Raw genomic sequence first — 22227 nt, 5'->3', positions numbered from 1 at the left:
AAAATCAAGATCAAAAGCATAGCTGTTTCCCGTCTAAATAAAATGAGTTGCGGCACGAAGCGCCGCAACTCATTTTATTTAGATTTATTTCGATAAAACTTCTAACCTGACTGGTGCAACCCCAGAGGAGATCAGACCAATGACACTCGCAGCACCCGCAGAGATATCAATGACCCGCCCATGGGCATAGGGGCCACGGTCATTGATGCGGACGACTACGGACTGTCCATTGTCCATATTCACAACCCGCACCATAGAGCCGAAGGGCAAGCTAGGGTGTGCAGCAGTCAAGTCACTCGCTCTAAAAACTTCACCACTGGCGCTATAGTTGCCATCAAATCCGGGCCCGTACCAAGAAGCCATCCCCGACATCACACCCACAATGCGATCGCTTAGTGCGGGATTCGCAACAACAACTTTTGGCTTGGGGGCATTAGCTACTTCTGAGAGGGGAGAAGCACCACCGAGCAAGCGACGCAATAGGTTGGCGGACTCTAATACATCCTCGGCATTATTTTCTAGGGATGCAGGAGAAAGAGCTTGCTCGTCAAACTTGATGGTGGCGCGATCGCCAAGCTTGATCACAAAGTCGCCATTTTTCCAAGCGGGGATAATCTGACTGGCATCGAGACCATCGCGATTTAGTTGATTGATTAGTGCTGCTGCTGCGGTAGCGCGCTCGATGGGATTAGCAGAAAGTAGCAGACTTTCGGAGGTGTCTTCACTAGCTTTAGCTAGGTTTGTTTCACTATTAATTGTCGTTGATGGGGACTTAAGTGAGTCTGAATTCTTTTTGGTTTCCCCCTTAACTTCGCTCTTGGTTAGACCTTTAGTTTTTTCAGAGCTATTGGAATTGGTCTTAGTAGTTGCGCTTAATTTTTCGGTTACTTCGTCAGATTCGATGTAAGTAACTACAGGAATACCACGGACATATACCGTAGCGGCCTTCTTACCATCTACTTGGTGACTATATATGCGGGCAATAGATTCATCTTTGCCTTTGCTAAGTGCCTGTGATCTCGTTTCCCCGACCTTTAGGTTAGATGTGGCTTCAGGAGTTGCTAGAGAGGTAGATGTGTGGGTAGATTTGATTTCCGAAGATACTGTTTGAGCCTGTGCGCTATGGCTGGCAAGACTTGAGACGATTGCAAGAGACACAACTGAGGTGGATATAGTGTGGCTCCAGTTCCAATTAAGCATAGGTGTTAAGACAGAAATGATTAGTATTTATGGATGAAAGCTCGACTGAGAATGGCTTACAAGCAAAATCACTAACAAGTAATTTAGCGGGTTAGGAATAAAAAACTAGGTGTTTTTATTCATGAACTTCAGATTAACATGGTTATTTAGAATGGCAATACTTTAGGCTTCAAAAGCTTACAGGGAAAGGGTTTTAAAGCTTCTTATTTGCCGAAAATCGATATTTATCTTCTTTCCCATTAGGATTCTTTATAAAAATGGAACTTGGTAAGATTAATCACAAAAAATATGCTGCAAAAGTATGCCTTTAGAGGTAGGTATTTTTGCAGACAAAAAGTGTTTATGTGCCTCAGACCTCAATACACAAGAAATTTTCGGCTTTGGTTACAATTGAGATGTCTGAAGGTATTGATACAAGCCTGACGAAGACATGATTTCAGAAATAAAGTGCCACAAATGGCAACAAATCATCCCTTTGATAGATATCAAAACTAAATTTATAGAAACTATTTAGGATTGATTTGATAAATATGTTTGCAATGAGCTAAATTCAGATTTTTATGTTTAAAAATTTCATGACTGTATACAAATCAATAAAAAGATAAGCAAAACATTTACAGTCAAGATATAAGAATTACTAATCATTCGCGATAAAGTTTTTTGCGAAATCTTAAAAAATTCAGCAGCTTTGATGCGTTATAGCTGTATTCTGTCAGTCAAAACCCAACAAGCCAGTGGCGGTGCTTCGCGCCGCCACTGGCTTGTTGGGTTTTATATCCTCCAAAATAGTCGATAGATATATCGATATTTTAGGACTGTGATTAGCGAGAACTTAGATTGCAAATTTTAATAGCGGCTACTTGGCTAACTGCGATCGCAATAATAGGCTGGGAACAAATTTGAGGCAATTCAAAAAAATATTGCAAACTTAGTAAAGTCTGCTAATGTTTGTCATGTAAAAATCCCTCGGTATTGTGGGTGAGGTCATTTGTGAATAGATTGAAGCGTGACACAGCACTACAAGAAGTAGAAATTGAAGCGGTAACTGTTAGTGATGATGAAGAGCTAGATGCGATTTTGGGGGTTGATAGTGCCGAAAGAAAGGCGATCGCCGAAATCACTAACATGGTACTAGACGGGGACTTAGATATTTTTGCGGAAAATTGGGCGCTGGGTGATGGTGATGCAGATGGTATTAATGATAATGAGACTAATGACCAGACTGCGACATTAACTGCCGATCGCAATCGTTTGCAGGAGGAACTAGATAAATTGCGATCGCAGTATGAGTTTGAATGTGAGTATGTGGATCAATTAGAAAAAGAGATCATGAGTGTTAGTGATGATCGTGATCGCCAAGTTAAGGAATTAACCACGCAAATAGAGCAATTGCAATGTCAAAATACAGCTCTTGATATTTCCCAACAGACCTTAACCGCAGAGTTAGAGGCAACTCAAGCCTTGCTCAAGGAATCAACCAAGACCCTTGAGCTAGCCCAAACCAAACTCTCGGAAGTCACGACCCAACGCGATCAATTTGAAGAAGAACTAATTAAGCACCTCTCGAACCAAGCGCAACTGCATCAATCGTTACGGGGACTAGAGAATGAATATGTTAGCGATTTGACCAAGGTGCAGGAACTAGAGCAGCAGATTGAGGAATTGCAAAATCAAGTTTTGCAGCAAGCCTCGCGAGCCTCGGAATATGAGGCCGCCATCCAGCATTGGAAAGAACAATCGGTGCGCCATCAGCATCATGCTTTACAACTGAGTGGCGCTCTTGATCGTTTATTAGAGGAAAAACCCGTTAGACATTTAGTATCACCGTTAGAAGCGCTGACTACTACTGATCATGGCTTTGGGCAATCACTGATGGTAAATGAGCCAAGAAATGATGCAAGAAATGAAGTGCCGTTGCGATCGCAACGAAATAGCGCCAAAGTCGATTTGCCTGCTTTTTTGGTCAGACATCGCTAGTCCTGTGATTGTGATTCTCGTTAGGACTCGCTCTTGGTGTGAGGCAGCGTTACAGTAAAACAACTGCCCTCACCGACTTTGCTGCTCACACTGACCTGTCCACCGTGCATTTCTGCCATTTTTTTGACCAAGTTTAAACCTAGCCCAGTACCTGCATATTGACGGCTGAGGTTGCTATCAATTTGGACAAAGGGTTGAAATAGCTTGCCGATATCGCTGTCAGCGATACCGATGCCCGTGTCTGATACCAAAAAATGTAATTCGTTGACCGAAGAGGAATCATCACTGCTTACAACCTTTGCTTCTAGTGTGACTTTGCCATGTCGGGGGGTGAACTTGACGGCATTACTCAAGAGATTAATGAGTAGCTGTCTGATGCGGCGCTCGTCTACGATGATCGTTTTGGGGAGAGATTCGTCAATAACTAAACTTACTTGAAGATTTTTTTGAGTGGCGAGGGGCTTGATGAAAGCGAGACTGCTATCACAGAGATATCGTACCGACACTGAGCTGAGATCGAGGGTAAACATGCCTGATTCAATCTTGGCGACATCAAGAATATCGTTGATCAGGGCTAAAAGATGTTGACCACTGCTGTGAATTGTTTTTAACGAGCCCCGTTGGCGCTGATTAATTTCCCCAAATACCTGATCGATTAATCCCTCAGAAATACCCAAGATCGCATTTAGGGGAGTTCGCAATTCATGGCTCATAGTTGCGAGAAATTCATCCTTGAGTCGGGTGACTCTTTCTAGCTCTTGATTCATGGTGAGTAGACGTTCATTGCTAAGCTGAAGGTCTGCCTCCGCCTGTTTGCGATCGCTAATGTCTCTTACTAGTACCAATACCTCATTGTCGCTACAAGGACTAATTCTGACCTCTTCATAGATTGATTTGCCAAATTTTTGGAGCTGGTGTTCATAGATTTGGACTTCTCCTGTGGCGATCGCAAGTCTTGAGGCGGCAAGATGGGATTCTAAAATGGTGGGTTCTAAAACTTCGGAGACATGCTCCTTAATCGGTATAAAGGCTTCCTTGTCAGGGATGCGCGGTAATATGCAGTCAATGCAATCGCCTTGAAGGTTGAGCCGAAGTAGTAAGTCGGGAATAGCGTTAAGAATTTCCTGTTTACGAGTTTCACTTTTTACCAACTCCTCAGTTCTTTGCTGAATTTTAATTTCTAGATCTTGATTCAGTAGTGAAAGTTGTTGTTGGGTCTTTTTTAGTTCATTGATATTCTGAATGAGGGCAATGTCATACATTGGTCGATTTTGAGAATCACGCACAATGGAAACACTTAATAAGCCCCAAATAAAGTCTCCATTTTTATGGCGAAACCGCTTCTCGATATGAAAGCTATCGATCTCATTATTCAGGAGTTTGCGATAGTTATGGAGATCCCTTTCTAGATCGTCAGGGTGGGTAATCTCTTGAAAGGTGAGGATTTGCATCTCTGATGCTGTATATCCCAACATTTGGCAGAGCGCAGAGTTGACCGATAGATGTGTACCATCGGGGGCAGCGACGGAAATCCCTACAGCAGCACCATCGAATACACTTCTAAACCGCATTTCTGATTCTCGGAGTGATTCTTCGGCTCGTTTGCGATCGCTAATATTCGAGATAATGGTCAAGGCTTCTTGATCGCTGACCCTGACAATTTGCACCTCCTCATACTGCACTACGTCATTGATTTGCCATTGTTGCTCAAAGGTTTGTATTTGATCTGTGGCGATTGCTTGGCGAATTGCGGTGAGTTTGCGCGATGACAATTCAGGAGTGAGGATATCGGAGAGCTTTTTGCCTACTATGTCAAAGTCTGATGGCAGGAGATCTGTGACATAGTTACTCGCAAAACATTCTAAATAGACTCCATCGGCGCTGACACGATAGATTAAATCGGGAATTGCGGTGAGGACTGCTTTCTTTTGGGCATCAATATTGGTTAAGGTATCTGCGGTTAACTTGTTTTTAGCAAAGAGAATGCTTTCTTGGGTGGCAATGCCGATTACTTGATCACTCTCATCGACTATGACTAGATGGCGACATAGTGACTGCTGCAAGAGATTGAACATGATTTCAAAGTCTTTAATTTGCGATCGCTTAACGAGGATCGGTGTTGCCATAATCACTTCGTTCATCGGCGTTTGGTAGAGATCTACCTGTTCTTCAACTAAACGTAATACATCCCATTTAGAAAAGACTCCTAATAGTTGCTGCCCATTCATTACTAGTACGCAGCTAGCTCTAGACTCTAACAATCGGCGATCGCAATGTTCTATTTCCGCAGCATGTAGGGACTGATTCATGAGTCTAATTGCGGCAATAATGGTCACATCAGACTTGATGGTAAGGGGCTCACCTACAATCGCCAGATCAAGATAAATGCTGTTTTGTACTAGCATTGGTTTAGTCGTTAAGTTATTGAGAGCTTATTTAGCATGTCGGTCGATTATGACCTCGTTGTCATTGGTATGGGCGCTCATGCTCACAAATTGGTGGGCTTTGCCGCACAGAGTGGAGCTAGAGTTGCGTGGATCGGTGAGGGAAATCGTAATTTGGATAATCTCTTTGGTAATTTATATGATGTGACAAAGATTGGTCAGAGTGTGAGTGCTTCATACTTATTCAAACAATTAGCAAATAAACATTGTGCCTCTCCCCCCTTGTCGCAATTCACACTTTTAAAAAAGCAAATTAATTTAATTCTAAAGGGTATTTGCTCAGATGAATCGCTCGAAACCTTACAAAGTTTAGGGGTTGATGTAATTTGGGGAGAGGTAAAATTTTTAAGTCAGAGACGCGGGGCGCAGATTCTTACCGTAGATGAGCATCATGCCGATAAATTTAGAAACTATACCCCAAAACAAATAAGCTCCCGTGCCTTTGCGATCGCAACGTCACAAGTCCCATCCCCCCGCCAGATTTTTGGACTAACGGATCAGCATTTCTTAACCGTCAATCAGTTATTTAATCTAGAAAAGCCACCCCAATCCATGGTGATTTTAGGCGATGATTCGCTGAGTTGTGTGATTGCTCAACTCTTGAATTTGGTTGGCATTCCGATCAAATTGATTACCGATCGCAGCCATATTTTGCCTGATATTGATGTGACGACAGCGCGAACTTTGCAAGCACAGCTCGAAGTTGAAGGCATTGAGATTTATACTCGTACTCAAGTCACCGCAGTTACAGAGCTTGAGCATGATCACGTCAAACTTTGGCTCAATGGCAGCACCCTTGACTGCGATCGTCTATTAATTCCTGAGTCAACTCCGCATCTTGATATTCATTGCGATCGGCATATTTATCCCTGCGGCAATGATCGCGACATTGACTTTATTCGGCAACGGGTCTTACAAACGAATTTATTGGAGCTATTCAGATCTTCGCCATTGCCAATTCCTGTTCCCACATTTGTACCGACATCGCCACCACTTGCTCAAATTGGCATGACTGAGGCTTTGGCAGCCAAGCAATATCGAGCAAAGTTGGTGGTTCTAGAAAGCTATGTGGAACAAATGGGACTGTGCAAAATTGTTTGTAATCAGCATGGTCAAATTTTGGGGGCAAGCATGGTCGGTGAGCAAGCAAAAGTGGTTGTCGATGCGATCGCCATGGCGATGCAATCAAAGATCAAGATTCAAGATCTGAGGGGTTTGCCAGAGTTGGGATTAGTTGAGCAATGGCAACAACTCCATCGCAGCCAGCAGCAACAAATTAAACTTAAAGATTGGTTTACTTGGCGACGAGATTGGAATTTTTAATTTTGCCCCGCTAGTTTATTAGCGAGCGGTACAAAGTTAGATAAATCTTTTTAAGATCGAGTTTGCGGGTACAGAGCTAACAATCTCAGCAATTAAGTTTTTTGCGCCCAATCTACCAGAAGCGCGACTTTGATTGAGATCGATGATGATGCCTTTAAATAGTAACCATATACTCAAGCCCGCACCGAGGATTTGCAAATAGCGCATTACTTGGTAATTGAACCCTAGTTTGCCAAGGCTAACTGCGATCACAAAAATTATGAATAACCATCGGTACTTTTGCTGACTGGGATATTTACCAATTGCCCAAATCACGAAAATACTGCTGCAACTGCCACTAATCAACGCATCTAACCATTGTGAAGGTGATAGCAATAGACCCATTGCCTCGGTGAGGAAGGCTAGAGCCACCAGTGCCGTTGAGGTTTGTAACTTCTGGACATGTCTCTCTGCCACAGCATTTTGAATTTCCAATAGGGATCGCAATCCATTGATTGCTATTAGTTCTTTACCTTCCCTATTCAGTAAATCCACAATTCGCTGTTGCAGAGATTGGATATCGGGTTGGGGTTGTTCCCAAATTTCTTGACTAGTTCCATCACTATATTGAAGGCGAACCTTAACGGGTTTGGGCTGAGCAGAAGTTAAGATAATTTCTTGGGGTGAGATGAATTTACGAACTTCTGCATTTTGTAAAGCTTGATGGATGATATTGCGATCGCAATCGGGATAGAGATCGGTTTTATTGAAAACTAGCAAAATAGGCTTATAGAATTGCTGGAGATTTGCGATCGCTTCCTGCTCTATCCTTAGCATATCCCCTGCAATCACAAACAAAATCAGATCCGCCTGCTGCGCTGCTTCTATGGCTTTTTGTCCTCGAATGTCGCCACCCACCTCATCAATGCCCTGTGTATCAATCAAGCTTAATTGAAGTTTATCACCAGCTTCCCATTCATAAATAGTGACATCCTTCGTAATGCCATGCACTGCCCCAGTCTCGCTCAGTTTTTGACCAAGCAAAGCATTAATGAGTGATGATTTCCCCCGTGACACCATGCCGAATACAGCAATTGCGATCGCAGTTTTAGCCAGCTTCTGCTCATTCGCAAATATTTGTGCTAGTTCTAATTCTGTTAATTCTTTCTTAAATGAATTAACGTAATTCTTGAGAAGATAGCGCACCCGTTGAAGATAGTCTTGCATGGAAAAGCTAACCCAGAATATCGCTCAGATTAATCTCAATTTCTGGAATTACGATACTTTTGATTACGGCATCACCAGTATAAATCGTCTCGTCATAAAAACCTTCAACCCAAGATAGCAAGGTAATCTGGCTACGCACAGGATCAACAATCCAATACTCCGCAATTCCTCGCGCCGCATACTCCGATCGCTTAAACCGATAGTCCCTTGCTTCATTTTCATGTCCAGCCGATACCACCTCAATTACCAACAATGGTGGTGGCATATCGTGGGTAATTGTTCCTCTTGTTGTTGTTTCTAGTGCCGCTCGACATTCTTCGCCCAAGACAATCAAATCAGGAATTCTCACTCTAGCTCGACGACCACTTACCTCAATCGAGACTTCTTTATAGGCTAGCAAGTGAGGGGAGATAAATTTACCCAAAGCAAAAAGTAACCGTCTTGATACATCAGAGTTGAAAATTGATTCGGGGGGCATTGCAATTAATTCTCCATCCTCTAACTCATAGCAAATGTCACTGCCGTCATCGTAGGCATAGTATTCTTCGTAGGATAGATACTTGACTTGGGGAATCGCGGCTTGAACCATAGATGTTATTCCATTCGCTGATTACATATTACAACTTATAGCAATCACCTTTCTGATCAAAACAAAGAAGAGTCGCATTGCGACTCTTCTTTGTTTATGCCTTGACTAACTCCTTCATCGGAGCAGCAAGGGCTTCTTCCAATGGCGCACGTCCTAGACGTTCTTCGAGAATATCCATCACAGTACGACCAAAGTCATCTTCATTACGGTTCCATGCCTCCAAACATACTTCCCCAAAGAAAGACCCCATTGGCTCAGGATTCCAAAGTAGTTTTTTGGCAGTCCAAGGCATCATGCTCATGGGATTATATCCTTCTTTTAGGAAGTTATTTTTGAGCGCATATTCTTCTAAATGGGTATGGGGTTGTAAACCAATAAAGAAGATCGCAGGTTCCACTTTGTCCGCCCCGAAAATTGCTTCCAATTCGCGATGATAGGCAATGGTTTGGCGAACCGTTTCTAAGGTCTCATCGATCACATTAAAGGAATAGTTCACCGACACCAAGTCATTAAAGCCTGCCGCCTTGAGGTCTCGACAATTTTGTAAGACCGACTTGAGGTTATAGCCCATTCGCATTTTGCGAACCAATTCTTGAGAACCGCTCGTAATGCCGATCTCAAAATAGCTCATCCCTGTTTCCACCATCAGTTGACAGAGGTAAGGAGTCAGGTTGTCAGCACGGATATAGGCTGCCCAATGGATATCAGTCATGCCTGAAGCTTTAATTTTCTCCAATAGTTCCACCGCATCATCGATGAATTTTTTGGCAGGAATAAACTGAGCATCGGTAAACCAAAAATTGCGAACGCCGCGATCGTATAGTTGGCGCATTTCCTTAATTACTTCATCGGTGGGATTGATGCGAACCTGCTTCCCTTCGATGACGGTATAAATGCAGTAGCAACAGTTATGGGGACAGCCGCGCTTGGTTTGTACGCCAATATAAAAATCGCGATCGCAAAAATAGTAATTAAAGTCTTCCCAAATTGATTCGATATATTCGTAATCGCAAGCACTTTTCTCAATCGGTGCAGGTTGTTCATGAATCAATCGCTCGCGAGGCTTAGTTTCACCAACCACATAGCAGCGATCGCCATCGATTTCTCGCCCCTGCACTAAGCTTTCTAGCAAAGCCTCACCTTCGCCCACCGAAACAATCGTGCCTTTGGGTAAAATATTTGCCAACTGCTCATAAAAGACGCTGACCGCGCCGCCACCAATAACCGCCTTTGCCTCTGGATGGTAGCGCCGCGCTCGACTTAAACCGCGTCTAATTAACTGCGAGTTGCGCCATAGCTCCGTGTAATAGGCGGTGAATAGCCGTAACCCATTCACCGCGCCCCGCAATTTCTTGACAGGATTTTTGGCGTAGTAAAACTCAAAGGCATTTTGGAGAGGATTGCCGCCACGGCCGCCCACAGGTGCATAAATCTGAATGTCACGCCATGAAAAAACGAGCAAATTGGGCTGAAACTTATCAATGGCGCGATCTAACGCCGCATAAAAATCGAGGGGTGGCACTGTCCCCAAGTCAAAGATATTTTGCTGCACATGGGGCGCAACCTTATGAATGTGATCGGATAAATACACCACCCCAATCGGGAAAATTGGGTTGCATGGAAGCCGAATATATAAAATGCGATCGCTAGCAGGACTAGTCACAGCATGATCACTGTTCGAGTGGAGAGCTTGCATAGGATTTTAGGTATTAGTTTGGAATCGAGTTAAGAAAAAATAGCTATAAATTATAAAAATGGCGAAATAAAGTTTTACAGGTACGGTTAATAAATACTCATCGATCAGGGCTTCATATATCTTAACTTTAGTTCAACTCAGACAGAGGCAAAGATTGCCTCAATCCTTAAAAGCTCCCTTGCCGATTCCATGTAAACTTATGTAAATAAGATCACCAATTTAAAACTCCAACTTAAAAGTGCCGATGAATCCCCTAATTGCTCTGGAAATCACCCTAGGTCTGTCATTACTAGGTGTCATTATTTATGTACTCACCACTCGTCCCTACCAGTCCTCCGATTCCGTAGCACGCTCCTATGACGAATGGACACAAGATGGCATCCTAGAGTTTTATTGGGGCGATCATATTCATCTGGGGCATTACGGCTCACCTACACATTCCAAAGATTTTCGGGAAGCTAAGGTGGATTTTGTACGCGAGATGGTGCAATGGGGAGGACTAGACAAGCTAGCCAAGGGTAGCACTTTGCTTGATGTTGGTTGTGGCATCGGTGGCAGTAGCCGCATTTTGGCAAGGGACTACGGCTTTGCAGTTACTGGTGTCACTATCAGTCCACAGCAAGTCCAGAGAGCAACCGAACTCACAGATCCTGACGTGAATGCAAAATTTCAGGTTGATGATGCCATGGCGCTATCTTTTCCTGATGCCAGTTTTGACGTGGTTTGGTGTATCGAAGCGGGCCCCCACATGCCCGACAAAGCGATCTTTGCTAAGGAATTAATGCGTGTACTCAAGCCTGATGGCATTCTTGTCGTTGCCGATTGGAATCAGCGTGATGATCGCCAAATACCCCTTAATTTTATCGAAAATTTGATTATGCGGCAACTTCTCGATCAATGGTCACATCCTGCCTTTGCGAGCATCGAAGGCTTTGCCGAAGTATTGGCTGAGACCAACCTTGTTAAAGGTGAAGTGACTACTGCAGACTGGACTCAAGAGACTTTACCTTCTTGGCTAGACTCAATTTGGCAGGGGATCATTCGCCCAGATGGTTTATTTAAGTTTGGGATCACAGGATTTATTAAGTCATTTCGTGAAGTTCCTACCCTAATATTGATGCGAATTGCTTTTGGTACGGGCATTTGCCGCTTTGGTATGTTTCGAGCTGTCAGGGCAATTTCTCAGAATCCTGAATTACTAGTTGGTAGTAGTATTTACAATCGCTAGTCCTCTATGGGTGTTAGCTTTATGTACGAGCGAAGGGACAAGATAAATATTCTTGTTAATTCCAAGCATATCGGCAGGGTTTACTTGGGTTAACTAGGAATATTTTTGGATTTACGACAAACTTAAGTTAGTTTGCCATATAAGAAACTTGTTAATCTCTGCTTACGTAAATTTATATAAAAAATATTATGTCTCTACTTGATCCGTTACCTGCTGATTTACACGACAAAAAAATAGTTTGCTCGTATGTCAATGCCACTAGCAAAATTCAAATTGCGCGGATCACCGATGTTCCTCAGTGGTATTTTGAGCGGGTTGTGTTCCCCGGACAAAATCTTATATTTGAAGCAATTAATATTGCCCATCTAGAGATTCATACAGGCATGATGGCAAGTTCCATACTTTCGGATACAATTCCCTGTGTCCAATTACAGGTAGAAGAAGCTAGCTCCACCTTGCCTAGTTGGGTTCCCGTCAAGCCCATTGAGGATGTCGAAGGTTTAGAGGATCTAGCGGAGGTGCTCTCCATGCCTGCTCCTAAAGTAATCTCCTAAATAATGGATTTTTTATCCCTCCAATACGCCCAATTCCTGATCGGTATTGCCCTTGTTTATTGGCTATTGCCAAATATCCAAGCCCGTCTATTGCTCATTTTGACGGCAAGTCTAGCCTTCTATTCATTCATTCAAGTGCAGTATGTCTGGTTGTTAATTGTGATGTTGACAATTAATTACTGGTTAGGCAAGGAAATTCGTAAAGGAGATCGATTTCTCAAACAGTGGCTTTTATTTGTGGGGATATTTTTTAATGTACTGCTGCTGTTTGGATTTAAGTACATTCCTTTTGTGGCGACGGCGATCGGCAATATTACGGGCTTGCCTGTAGGTAGTTCACTCGCAATTTGGGCGAAGGCAAATATCGTACCGCCGATCACCCTTAGTTTTTTTGTGTTTGAGTTAATTGCTTATTTAGTCGATACCTATCGCGGTAATACTCCTGCTAGGGATTTCCTGAACTTTGCTGCTTACAAGTTATTTTTTGCAAAGTTATTATCGGGGCCAATTACCCGTTATCAAGAATTTGCACCACAGCTATTGACGCGATCGCGACCGATGTTACCTGATATGGTCGAGGGAATTTGGCTGTTTGCCTGTGGTGCAATCAAAAAAGGACTCGTTGCTGACAATATGGCGCGACTGGTCGATCTCACCTTTCGGAATACGGAACGAGCTGGCAGCATTGATTTATGGTTAGCTCTATTCGCTTACGGGATTCAGATTTATTGTGACTTTAGTGGCTACATTGATATGGCAAGGGGTAGCGCTTTGCTATTAGGTTTCAAATTGCCACAAAATTTCGATTTCCCCTATTTCTCAAGCAGCATTTCTGACTTTTGGCGACGTTGGCATATGACCCTTGGCGCATGGATGCGGAACTATCTCTATATTCCCCTTGGCGGTTCACGCGGTGGTTTATGGCGCACTTGTCTGAACTTGATGATCATTATGGTGGTGGTAGGAATTTGGCATGGTGCAAATTGGGGATTTATTATTTGGGGGGTATGGCATGGGGCGGCGTTGGTACTGCATCGTCTCTGGATGGAAATTTGTGCTGTCTTTGAGGGTTTACAAAAGCTCTGGAAAACTTTGCCGATGCAAATTTTGGCGATCGCAATTACGCAGTTAGTGGTTTTTTTCGGTTGGATTCCCTTCCGCTTACCAAATTTGATGGATACAAATCGGTTTGTGCAAAGACTATGGGGCTATGAGAGTGATCCTCAGTTTGGCTTAAAAATCTATGTGGAATCCCTTGGGATTACGGTCGGGCAAATTGCACTACTAATGTTTGGTTTGGTAATGGTGTCGCTGATTGCCTATCTTTGCGATCGCAAAAAGTGGCAGTTAAATTGGCAAGTCAAATTATTTCTAGTCCCCGTTAGTCTATTTCTAGTCAGTATCCTCAGCCCTGAGAAGAAGCTACCCTTTATCTACTTTGACTTTTAGATTTCATACCTAGCTTAGACATCCGTACTCATTAAACTCTCTCTTTGGCTTTTTCATAAGCCAAATCATGCTCAGCAAAACTAGTCACCTGCACCCGTTTTGGTGTAGGTGAATCATACACCCGATAAACCAACCGATAGCAAACACCGTTATAGTCAATCTCCAAAGCCCGATAATTCCTCAAATCACCACGCAAATTATGGCTAGGCACTCCCTGCGTTTGGACTGGATTGATCGCTAAAACAAACTGATATTTAGCCAGATCATCCTGTAGAAACTCAGGTAACAGAGGTAAGTCGTCAGCGATCACTAGCGGATGCAATGTAACTCTATACTTCTGCTTTTTTGTAACCACGCTTCACCAACCATTCATTTAAAGCCTCTTCATCGATCTCATCATCTTCATGGACAACTGTAATCCACATAGACTCGTCATCCTCATCGGCTAAACGGGCAACCGCCTTCGCCTCCGCCGACTGGGGCGCAAGCTCTACCCCCAACGTTTGATAAACCTGCCATTTTTGCTCTTTAGGCAGAGTTTGAATCAGCGCCAGCAAATTAGCAAATGATACTTGGGCAGTAATCGGCAAAAAAGCTAAATCATGGGACTGCTCAATTACTTGAGAATTCACTTGATCAGTTTGCTCAGCACTAAAAGGCTTTTCAGTTAATTGCATAGGTTCTTATCCTAGATATTATGAGATTGGCAATCGTCTAACTCGATACTTTCTTTAACCCTTGCACCTTAGCCGCTATAAAAGATTCTAGCTTGAGCAATCAATAACGTTATATTTTGGTTTGCGATCGCAAAAACTCGCACGGTATTAAGATGCTTTAAAGCTTAAATTCAACAGCTAATCAAAATGGTCGAAGTTGGGGCAAGTAACAATCTCAAGGTCTTGAGTATAGGTAACTCAGAGGGTGACGCACTTTTGATTGAGCAAGCGCTCAAGCGTGGTGGGTTCACCGTTGATTTAGAGAGGGTGTCTAGTCTTGAGGCACTGAGGCAAGCTTTGGCGAATCAAACTTGGGATGTGGTTATATCTGATGACTCGCTGCCGCAGTGTGAGGTGATGACGATTCTGGAAATCGTGCAAAAAAGTCCGAACGATTTGCCATTCATCATTGTGGCGAGGAAAGTTGGCGAGACTTCGGCTGTGGAACTCATGAAAGCTGGCGCTCATGACTATCTCATGAAAGATAATCTCGCCCGACTACCTGAAGTTGTGAAACGCGAACTGCGAGATGTGCAACTGCGGGCAGAGCGTCAGCGTTCTCAATTGGAACTAGACTTTACGAAGGAACGGTTACAACTTGCCATCGAAGGTTCGGGAATAGGGCTATGGGACTGGTCAATTCAGACGGGAGAAATCACAATCAATGATCAATGGGCTGAGATGATTGGCTATCGCCTTAGTGAATTAGAACCAATTTGTTTTGAAACTTGGTCTGAGCATCTTCATCCCGATGATTTTCAGAAAGCTACTGTCATGCTCAAAAAACATCTGCAAGGGGAAATATCTGCCTATGAGTGTGAATTGCGAATGCGACACAAATCGGGCGATTGGGTTTGGGTACTGTGTAAGGGAAGAATTGTTGCTTGGGATCAGGATGCTAGACCGTTACGGATGATTGGTACGCATTTGGACATCAACGAACGCAAACAGGCAAACCAAGCTCTAGAGCAGCTCAATCGGGAACTAGAAGATCGGGTAGAACGACGTACTAAGGCATTGCAACAGAGTGAAACCCAGTTGCAAAGTAGCGAAGAGCGTTCCCATGCGATGCTTGTGGCAATACCTGATCTCGTGTTTCGGGTGAGCCGCCACGGCAATTATTTAGATTTTAAGCAGCCTATTCAAGAGGAGTATTGTGTTGATCCGCAGTTGGTGATTGGTAAAAATATTTATGATCCCTATCCCATAGATATTTCCGAAGAACATGCCGCTCTCAAACATGCCGCTATCGAAAAAGCTCTCAGTACAAAGAATGTACAGATCTATGAGCAGTATATTCGGCTTGGAGGGAAGTTCCGTTATGAAGAAGTGCGGGTGTCTCCCTGCGGCAATGATGAAGTGGTCTTTTTTGTGCGTGATATTAGCGATCGCAAACTGGCTGAGGCACAACTGCAACAAACAAACCAAGAGTTAGCCCGTGCTACCCGACTCAAGGATGAATTTCTCGCCAACATGAGCCACGAACTCCGCACTCCTCTCAATGCAATTTTGGGAATGGCGGAAGGTTTGCAAGATCAAGTATTCGGTACAGTGAATGAACGGCAAATCAAAGCGATTCAGACGATTCGTTCCAGTGGTACACATCTATTGGAACTGATTAACGATATTCTGGATGTTTCTAAAATTGTGGCTGGACAAATTGAAATCAACCGCATTCCCACTGCCATTCCCCAGCTTTGCCAATCGAGCCTTGGCTTTGTCAAACAACAAGCCTTGCGAAAGCAAATTCAGATCTATACAAAAATGCCTCTCGATTTGCCAGATATTTGGATCGATGAGCGGCGAATTCGGCAAGTTTTAATTAATCTCTTAAATAATGCCGTTAAGTTCACACCAGCAGGAGGGAGTGTAACTTTAGATGTTACCTATTGCCCTGCTGATAGGTCAGGGCAGAGTCAAGGTAATAATGCGATCGCAAATTTGCAAATATCCGTAATTGATACAGGAATTGGCATTGCCGCCGAAAACATCCCCAAACTATTCAAACCCTTTGTCCAGATCGATAGCGCTCTCAATCGTCAATATGCAGGCACAGGGTTAGGACTCACCCTCGTCAAGCAGATGATAGAAATTCATGGTGGTAATGTCAGCCTCACCAGTGAGCTAGGCAAAGGCAGTTGCTTTACAATTACACTCCCCTACATCTCTGGCGTTGAACAGCCCACGTCAAGCCATCATTCCATCACCCCTGTAGAATCACCACCCCAATTTACCGATATCGATCGTCTCAATGCTCCTGTAATTTTGCTAGTCGAAGATAACGAAGCTAATGTCTTGACTGTTTCTAGTTACCTTACGGAAAGGGGCTACCAGATTTTAATTGCCAAAAATGGACAGGAGGCGATTGCAATGGCTCAGGCAATGCAACCGCATTTAATTGTGATGGATGTGCAGATGCCAATCATGGATGGATTAGAAGCGACTAAACAGATCCGTCAAATCCCCCATTTGATCAATATTCCGATTATTGCGCTGACTGCACTTGCTATGCCAGAAGATCATGAGCGTTGTATTCAAGCAGGGGCAAATAGTTATCTCGTTAAGCCTGTGAGTCTGAGTCAATTAATTAACACTATGCGACAGTTATTAAGTAGGTAGGCGCAATATAAACAAAAAAGACTCGCCTCGCGAGTCCTTTTTTGTTTATGCTGATTCAGGTTTAGGCATTGAGGCGGGATGTTGCAAAATTTCCGCAGTGGATAGTTTTTCTACCATGTCGCGGGTAATTAGACATTTGGTGACATCCTTGCGAGATGGCAACTCATACATCATGTCGAGCATTAACTGCTCGACAATTCCTCGCAAAGCTCTTGCCCCTGTTTTGCGACGATAAGCTTCTTTTGCGATCGCATGGACAGCATCAGTCTGAAACTCAAGCTGCACATTGTCCATTTTTAAGAGCTTCTGATATTGCTTGATCAACGCACTGCGAGGCTCAGTTAAAATTGCCATCAGTGCTTTTTCATCAAGCGGATCAAGGACTGCGGTCACAGGTACGCGACCAATAAACTCAGGAATCATCCCAAACTTGACCAGATCATCGGGCTGCAAGTTTTTCAAGATTTCCGCAGTCCGCTTTTCACGGGGAACTGATTCACCCTGTTGCACAAAGCCCATCGACTTTTTGCCAATCCGTTGTTCGATCAGCTTTTCCATGCCCCCAAAAGCACCACCACAAATAAACAAAATATTCTTAGTGTCAATCTGGATGCAGTCTTGGTAAGGATGCTTCCGACCACCTTGGGGCGGCACATTGGCGATCGTGCCTTCGAGCATCTTTAATAATGCTTGCTGCACCCCTTCTCCAGATACATCACGGGTAATCGATGTGTTTTCACTCTTACGTGCAATTTTGTCAATTTCATCAATGTAAATAATGCCACGCTGAGCCTCTTCGACATCAAGATCCGCGACCTGTAATAGCCGCAGTAAAATGTTCTCTACATCTTCACCGACATAGCCCGCTTCGGTCAGGGTAGTGGCATCGGCAACTGCAAAAGGCACATCCAGCATTTCAGCTAGGGTTTGCGCCAAGAGGGTCTTACCACAACCTGTGGGGCCAATCAGCAAAATGTTCGATTTCTGAAGTTCGATCCCATCCTCATTCTGCCCCTTCGCTGTCGAGTCCAGAAAACTAAGCCGCTTATAGTGGTTATAAACTGCTACGGACAGCACCTTCTTGGCTTCGTCTTGACCAACTACATTCTCGTCAAGATAGCGCTTGATATCGCGGGGTTTCGGAATTTGATTGAGGTTAAGATTTGCCGCAGTTTTGGTTTTCCGCTTTTCCGTGGCAGGTTCTTTCCGCTGGGTGGACTGAGGGGGAGCGCTGTTAAACAGCTCCTCATCGAGGATTTCATTACATAAATCCACACACTCATCACAAATGTATACCCCTGGTCCCGCAATTAGTTTGCGTACCTGCTCCTGCGACTTACCACAGAAAGAACATTTAAGATGAGAGTCATATTTACTGGGCATAAGCTATCTCGCTGTGGCTAGACTAGAGAGAGGTCAGGGGATTGAAGGCTGCGGGAATTGGTTAAAACGCGATCGATTAAACCATATTGTTGAGCTTCTGCGGGGGACATAAAGAAATCGCGCTCGGTATCTTGCTCGATTTGTTCGAGGGGTTTACCTGTGTTGGCGGCTAACATCTCATTAAGCGATCGCTTAATGTAGAGGATTTCCCTTGCTTGAATCTCGATATCCACCGCCTGTCCCTGAGCGCCACCGAGGGGTTGGTGAATCATGATTCTGGCATTGGGTAAAGACATGCGCTTACCCTTTGCACCTGCGGCTAATAGGAACGCGCCCATACTCGCGGCTAACCCCATGCAGATTGTACAAACATCGGGGCGAACATGGTTCATGGTGTCGAGGATTGCCATGCCAGAATATACCGATCCACCAGGGGAATTGATGTAGAGGTAAATATCTTTTTCAGGATCTTCAGCCTCTAAAAATAGGAGCTGCGACATGATCAGGTTGGCGCTGGTGTCATCTACTTGCGAACCCAAGAAGACAATTCGCTCGCGCAGCAAACGCGAAAAAATATCAAATGCTCTTTCGCCTTTACCTGATTGCTCGACTACCATCGGCACAACCTGATTTTGGGTCGATGCGATCGCAAATTGACTGGATGCTAATTGACTGGATAAAGGGAACATTCGTTTTGAATTCACCATAATGTTAACGCTGTCCCAAGCAAAGCTTGAGTTATACCATACCGACTTAAGAGCTATTATGCCTCAAAAATTGTGATTGGTAGTCAGCTTTGCACCGCTAAACAAATCCAGATGGGAAATTGCTCAGCAATTTCCCATCTGGATTTTTAGAACTTAGACTTCTTCTGATGCTGCATCAATGGTTGCATTAGCCGCGTCCACCTCTGGGGTGTCTGGCTTGAGCGAGCCTTGTTCAACTAGCTCAATTTCCGAATTTTCGATCAACCAAGCAACTGCTTGCTCCGTCAAAATTTCTTCGCGGATGACACTGGCTAGGCGAGCAGGATCAATATTTTGACCCTTGAGCGCTTCTAGTGTGTTAGCAACTCTTTCTTTGAGTACGGCTTCATCGACAGTTAGTTTTTCTTGCTTGGTGATTTCATCAAGGGCAACCTTGCGGCGGAGACGAGTTACTGCCTCTGGCTGATTGAGACGACGCATCTCTTCGACCAATTCCTTGGTGAACAGTTGTTTTGCCATCGCAGGGTCAATCCGATCTTGTAGGTAGCTAGCCTGTTGCCTGACCAAGAAATCTAGCTCTTGTTGCAAGAGGGTGGCGGGTAGCTCAACTTCTAGCTCAGCCGTGAGGGCATCAAGGACGGCACGCTCTTTGTTGGCTTGGGTTTTGGACTCAGCCTCTTCAATTACGCGCTTTTCCAACATTTCACGCAATTCGGCGATCGTTTGTTTGTCGCTGATCGATGCGGCAAATTCGTCATCGAGGGCAGGTAACTCACGGCCTTTGATCGATTTGATTGTGACTACATACTTGATTTCCTTGCCGACATATTCTTCAGGGTAATATTCTTCAGGGAAAATCGAGTCAACTTCAACAACATCATCGATCGCAGCGCCGATGATTGCTTGAATGACTTCAGGCACAAAGGCTTTTTCATCGACATCCAATTGTAAATCTTCTTCGCCTGCTTGGTCTAACTCTTCGCCAGTAGCACGATCAAGAACCTTGAGATCAACGGTGACGACATCATTTAACTCAACAGGGCGATCTTCGACAGGTACGACGGTTGATTTGCGGACTTGAAAGTCTCTTAAAGTGCGATCAACTTCGCTGAGGTCTGGCTTAATCTCTTCGGCTTTGACGCTAAACCCTTGATATTTGTTGAGGGTAACTTCTGGCTCAACGTCGATCGCCGCCTTAAAGGATAAATCTTGTCCAGGAGTGAAGGTTTGGACGAGAGTTTCAATATCAGTAATTAATTGAAAGCCACCCAGAGCTTTATCTTTAACTTCTTTATTTTCAGCAAGGGCTTCGTTTAGGGTTTTTTCTAGCAGCTCTTCGAGGACATTGGCTTTGATTCTCTGACTGCCAACTTGCTTTAATACAAGTTGAGTGGGAGCTTTGCCTTTGCGAAAACCAGGGACTTGCATCGTGCGCGTTAATTCTTTGACAACGCGATCGTATATTGCTTGAGACTTTGCTCCTTCTACTTGAATGTCAAAACCAATTTGACTGGCGGGAAGCTTCTCTAGAGTGACCTTCATTATTAAATATGCCTAGATTTTAAGTATGCCTAGATTGAATATATCTAGAATTCACAAAACATTTTTTGGCAACACTATCAGCGAGTGTTAATTTATGCCAAGTCTATAATATTACGATATTGACGCAGCAATTCTCATTATAAAAATAGGTTATTTGTAAGCCTGCCGTAGACAGGCTTACAAATAACCTATTTGGGCGATCGCCTAAGCTTGATCTAAAAGAATTTGTAGCTTAGCCCCATTGACTGCTAACTGAATCACTGCACCATTTACGAGAACCTCAGTGTTAATTGGTTGCTGATCGATGTATGTACCATTGTCACTAATATTGACAAGTTGCCATTGTTTGGGCTGATGATGGATCTCAACGTGGTAGCGGGAAACAGTAGGACTAGAGATAACCACGTCGTTATCAGCAGCTCGACCAATCCGAATAATTGACTTGGTGGTAAATTTCCAAGTCTGGATGGGATTGGCTTGGGCAGAATGCAATAGATTTAGTGTAATCACGAAATTAATTTATGAAAACCGTTACGATTATCGGCTGTGGCGTTATCGGCGCAATGATTGCCTATGAACTAAGTAAATCAGATTTAGATGTGACAGTCCTAGAGGCAAACGCTAAACCTGCCTTGGGTTCAACAGGCGCGGCGCTGGGGGTGTTGATGGCAGCTTCTAGCGCAAAGGCAAAGGGGGATTTGGTGAAGTTGCGCCTAGCCAGTTTGCAGGCTTATGACCCTTTAATTGATGAGTTAATTAAGCAAACTAACCTTGATATTCTTTACAACCGTCAAGGAATTTTCAATTTGTATCGGGCAGCCGATATCACTAAATTGCGATCGCTGATTGCCATTCGCCAAGAGCAAGGATTCACGTTGCAATGTCTGGGTCAGCAAGAAATATCTCACGCTTTACCACAATTTCAAACTAGTGGAGCTTTATTTAGTCCTTGCGATCGGGCTGTGCATCCAACCCAGCTAGTCAAGGCGCTGATCACTGCGGCAACCCAAAATGGGGTGAAATTTATTTGGCAGTCCCCAGTTCAGAATTTAAACAAGTTATCTTGCGATCGCATTGTGATTACATCGGGTATCGGTTCTAATGCTCTGCTTGCCCAGTTTTTACCAAATCAAGCTCAAGAACTATTGCAACCCGTGGGCGGTCAAGCGCTAAAAGTTAAAGTGCCTCAACTCAATTTGCAGAACGTGGTTCATGCGGAAAATGAAGATGGCTCAGATTTTAACATTGTGCCACTAGGCGATGATCAATATTGGCTCGGCGCAACCGTCGAGTTTGAGTATGAGCAGTTACCGCGTGAGGCAAATGTGAGGCTGTTGCTAGAAAATGCGATCGCATGGTGTCCCGCCTTTGCTGATGCCGAAGTTTTAGAAACATGGGCAGGCGATCGTCCTAGACCAAGGTCAAACCGAGCGCCAATTTTAGGGTTTGTGCCAGACCATGAGCATTTGCTGATCGCCACAGGGCATTACCGCAATGGCATCATGATGGCTCCTGCCACGGCAAAAATTACGCGAGACTTGCTCTTGACTGGTGCTAGCGATCTACCTTGGCAGCCTTTTGCGCTTAAGTAAGT

The 22227-nt window shown here is 44.0% G+C and carries 18 protein-coding genes; 7 read left to right on the top strand and 11 right to left on the bottom strand.

Annotated elements, in window-relative coordinates:
- Window positions 1-84: 84 nt before the first annotated feature.
- Window positions 85-1200, bottom strand: coding sequence for a septal ring lytic transglycosylase RlpA family protein (locus tag H6F41_RS18870; RefSeq protein ID WP_190401840.1), 1116 nt, complete (start codon window positions 1198-1200; stop codon window positions 85-87).
- Between the two features lie 990 nt (window positions 1201-2190).
- On the opposite strand from H6F41_RS18870, the gene H6F41_RS02205 reads away from it, so the two are divergent.
- Window positions 2191-3177: a hypothetical protein gene (locus tag H6F41_RS02205; RefSeq protein WP_190401839.1), complete on the top strand. Its 987-nt coding sequence runs from the start codon at window positions 2191-2193 to the stop codon at window positions 3175-3177.
- A gap of 20 nt (window positions 3178-3197) precedes the next feature.
- Here H6F41_RS02205 and H6F41_RS02200 read toward each other — a convergent pair whose 3' ends face one another.
- Complete coding sequence (locus H6F41_RS02200; protein ID WP_190401838.1) at window positions 3198-5486, bottom strand: PAS domain S-box protein; 2289 nt, start codon at window positions 5484-5486, stop codon at window positions 3198-3200.
- Window positions 5487-5618: 132 nt separating this feature from the next.
- On the opposite strand from H6F41_RS02200, the gene H6F41_RS02195 reads away from it, so the two are divergent.
- A complete protein-coding gene (locus H6F41_RS02195; protein ID WP_190401837.1) occupies window positions 5619-6944 on the top strand; it encodes an FAD-dependent oxidoreductase in 1326 nt (441 codons plus the stop codon).
- Window positions 6945-6980: 36 nt separating this feature from the next.
- On the opposite strand, the gene H6F41_RS02190 is transcribed toward H6F41_RS02195, so the two are convergent.
- The 3 genes from H6F41_RS02190 to H6F41_RS02180 form a co-directional block, all read right to left on the bottom strand.
- The gene (locus H6F41_RS02190; protein WP_190401836.1) at window positions 6981-8150 is read right to left on the bottom strand and encodes an Era-like GTP-binding protein; all 1170 of its coding nucleotides are present in this window, start codon (window positions 8148-8150) and stop codon (window positions 6981-6983) included.
- Between the two features lie 7 nt (window positions 8151-8157).
- Complete coding sequence (locus tag H6F41_RS02185) at window positions 8158-8739, bottom strand: Uma2 family endonuclease (RefSeq protein ID WP_190401835.1); 582 nt, start codon at window positions 8737-8739, stop codon at window positions 8158-8160.
- A gap of 94 nt (window positions 8740-8833) precedes the next feature.
- A complete protein-coding gene (locus tag H6F41_RS02180) occupies window positions 8834-10435 on the bottom strand; it encodes a photosystem II high light acclimation radical SAM protein (RefSeq protein WP_190401834.1) in 1602 nt (533 codons plus the stop codon).
- Between the two features lie 244 nt (window positions 10436-10679).
- Here H6F41_RS02180 and H6F41_RS02175 point away from each other — a divergent pair, with 244 nt between their 5' ends.
- The 3 genes from H6F41_RS02175 to H6F41_RS02165 all read left to right on the top strand — a co-directional run bounded on the left by H6F41_RS02175 (window position 10680) and on the right by H6F41_RS02165 (window position 13666).
- Window positions 10680-11663: a methyltransferase domain-containing protein gene (locus tag H6F41_RS02175; protein ID WP_190401833.1), complete on the top strand. Its 984-nt coding sequence runs from the start codon at window positions 10680-10682 to the stop codon at window positions 11661-11663.
- A 188-nt stretch (window positions 11664-11851) separates the two neighbouring features.
- A complete protein-coding gene (locus H6F41_RS02170) occupies window positions 11852-12217 on the top strand; it encodes a DUF1830 domain-containing protein (RefSeq protein WP_199288627.1) in 366 nt (121 codons plus the stop codon).
- Window positions 12218-12220: 3 nt separating this feature from the next.
- Complete coding sequence (locus H6F41_RS02165) at window positions 12221-13666, top strand: MBOAT family O-acyltransferase (protein ID WP_190401832.1); 1446 nt, start codon at window positions 12221-12223, stop codon at window positions 13664-13666.
- Between the two features lie 31 nt (window positions 13667-13697).
- On the opposite strand, the gene H6F41_RS02160 is transcribed toward H6F41_RS02165, so the two are convergent.
- Window positions 13698-14021 (bottom strand): hypothetical protein, encoded by a 324-nt coding sequence (locus tag H6F41_RS02160; RefSeq protein WP_322095862.1) that lies wholly within the window; start codon window positions 14019-14021, stop codon window positions 13698-13700.
- On the bottom strand, window positions 13996-14343 hold the full coding sequence (locus H6F41_RS02155) for a hypothetical protein (protein ID WP_190401831.1): 348 nt from the start codon (window positions 14341-14343) through the stop codon (window positions 13996-13998). The genes H6F41_RS02160 and H6F41_RS02155 overlap by 26 nt, the downstream gene beginning before the upstream one ends.
- Before the next feature lie 186 nt (window positions 14344-14529).
- Between H6F41_RS02155 and H6F41_RS02150 the strand changes: the two genes are divergently transcribed.
- A complete protein-coding gene (locus H6F41_RS02150; RefSeq protein ID WP_190401830.1) occupies window positions 14530-17001 on the top strand; it encodes a response regulator in 2472 nt (823 codons plus the stop codon).
- Window positions 17002-17046: 45 nt separating this feature from the next.
- Here the strand turns inward: H6F41_RS02150 and clpX are convergent, their stop codons facing one another.
- From clpX to H6F41_RS02130, 4 genes are all read right to left on the bottom strand, one after another.
- A complete protein-coding gene (gene clpX, locus H6F41_RS02145; protein ID WP_190401829.1) occupies window positions 17047-18384 on the bottom strand; it encodes an ATP-dependent protease ATP-binding subunit ClpX in 1338 nt (445 codons plus the stop codon).
- A gap of 17 nt (window positions 18385-18401) precedes the next feature.
- Entirely contained in the window at window positions 18402-19091 is a 690-nt protein-coding gene (clpP, locus tag H6F41_RS02140) for an ATP-dependent Clp endopeptidase proteolytic subunit ClpP (protein ID WP_277873973.1), read from the bottom strand.
- A gap of 153 nt (window positions 19092-19244) precedes the next feature.
- On the bottom strand, window positions 19245-20633 hold the full coding sequence (gene tig, locus H6F41_RS02135) for a trigger factor (RefSeq protein WP_190401828.1): 1389 nt from the start codon (window positions 20631-20633) through the stop codon (window positions 19245-19247).
- Between the two features lie 204 nt (window positions 20634-20837).
- Window positions 20838-21143: an FHA domain-containing protein gene (locus H6F41_RS02130; RefSeq protein WP_190401827.1), complete on the bottom strand. Its 306-nt coding sequence runs from the start codon at window positions 21141-21143 to the stop codon at window positions 20838-20840.
- A gap of 11 nt (window positions 21144-21154) precedes the next feature.
- Here H6F41_RS02130 and H6F41_RS02125 point away from each other — a divergent pair, with 11 nt between their 5' ends.
- The gene (locus H6F41_RS02125) at window positions 21155-22225 is read left to right on the top strand and encodes an NAD(P)/FAD-dependent oxidoreductase (protein WP_190401826.1); all 1071 of its coding nucleotides are present in this window, start codon (window positions 21155-21157) and stop codon (window positions 22223-22225) included.
- Window positions 22226-22227 lie beyond the last annotated feature (2 nt).

This window comes from Pseudanabaena mucicola FACHB-723, assembly GCF_014696385.1.
Classification (GTDB): Bacteria; Cyanobacteriota; Cyanobacteriia; order Pseudanabaenales; family Pseudanabaenaceae; genus Pseudanabaena.
The sequence above is the reverse complement of the archived record's forward strand: the minus strand, read 5'-3'. Positions and strand labels throughout refer to the sequence as shown.

Coding starts and splice junctions, on each gene's coding strand:
- tig (WP_190401828.1), bottom strand. CDS start 20,633: ATGAAGGTCACTCTAGAGAAGCTTCCCGCCAGTCAAATTGGTTTTGAC.
- H6F41_RS02190 (WP_190401836.1), bottom strand. CDS start 8,150: ATGCAAGACTATCTTCAACGGGTGCGCTATCTTCTCAAGAATTACGTT.
- H6F41_RS02195 (WP_190401837.1), top strand. CDS start 5,619: ATGTCGGTCGATTATGACCTCGTTGTCATTGGTATGGGCGCTCATGCT.
- clpP (WP_277873973.1), bottom strand. CDS start 19,091: ATGGTGAATTCAAAACGAATGTTCCCTTTATCCAGTCAATTAGCATCC.
- H6F41_RS02165 (WP_190401832.1), top strand. CDS start 12,221: ATGGATTTTTTATCCCTCCAATACGCCCAATTCCTGATCGGTATTGCC.
- H6F41_RS02180 (WP_190401834.1), bottom strand. CDS start 10,435: ATGCAAGCTCTCCACTCGAACAGTGATCATGCTGTGACTAGTCCTGCT.
- H6F41_RS02155 (WP_190401831.1), bottom strand. CDS start 14,343: ATGCAATTAACTGAAAAGCCTTTTAGTGCTGAGCAAACTGATCAAGTG.
- clpX (WP_190401829.1), bottom strand. CDS start 18,384: ATGCCCAGTAAATATGACTCTCATCTTAAATGTTCTTTCTGTGGTAAG.
- H6F41_RS02200 (WP_190401838.1), bottom strand. CDS start 5,486: ATGAATCAGTCCCTACATGCTGCGGAAATAGAACATTGCGATCGCCGA.
- H6F41_RS02125 (WP_190401826.1), top strand. CDS start 21,155: ATGAAAACCGTTACGATTATCGGCTGTGGCGTTATCGGCGCAATGATT.
- H6F41_RS02170 (WP_199288627.1), top strand. CDS start 11,852: ATGTCTCTACTTGATCCGTTACCTGCTGATTTACACGACAAAAAAATA.
- H6F41_RS02185 (WP_190401835.1), bottom strand. CDS start 8,739: ATGGTTCAAGCCGCGATTCCCCAAGTCAAGTATCTATCCTACGAAGAA.
- H6F41_RS02175 (WP_190401833.1), top strand. CDS start 10,680: ATGAATCCCCTAATTGCTCTGGAAATCACCCTAGGTCTGTCATTACTA.
- H6F41_RS02150 (WP_190401830.1), top strand. CDS start 14,530: ATGGTCGAAGTTGGGGCAAGTAACAATCTCAAGGTCTTGAGTATAGGT.
- H6F41_RS18870 (WP_190401840.1), bottom strand. CDS start 1,200: ATGCTTAATTGGAACTGGAGCCACACTATATCCACCTCAGTTGTGTCT.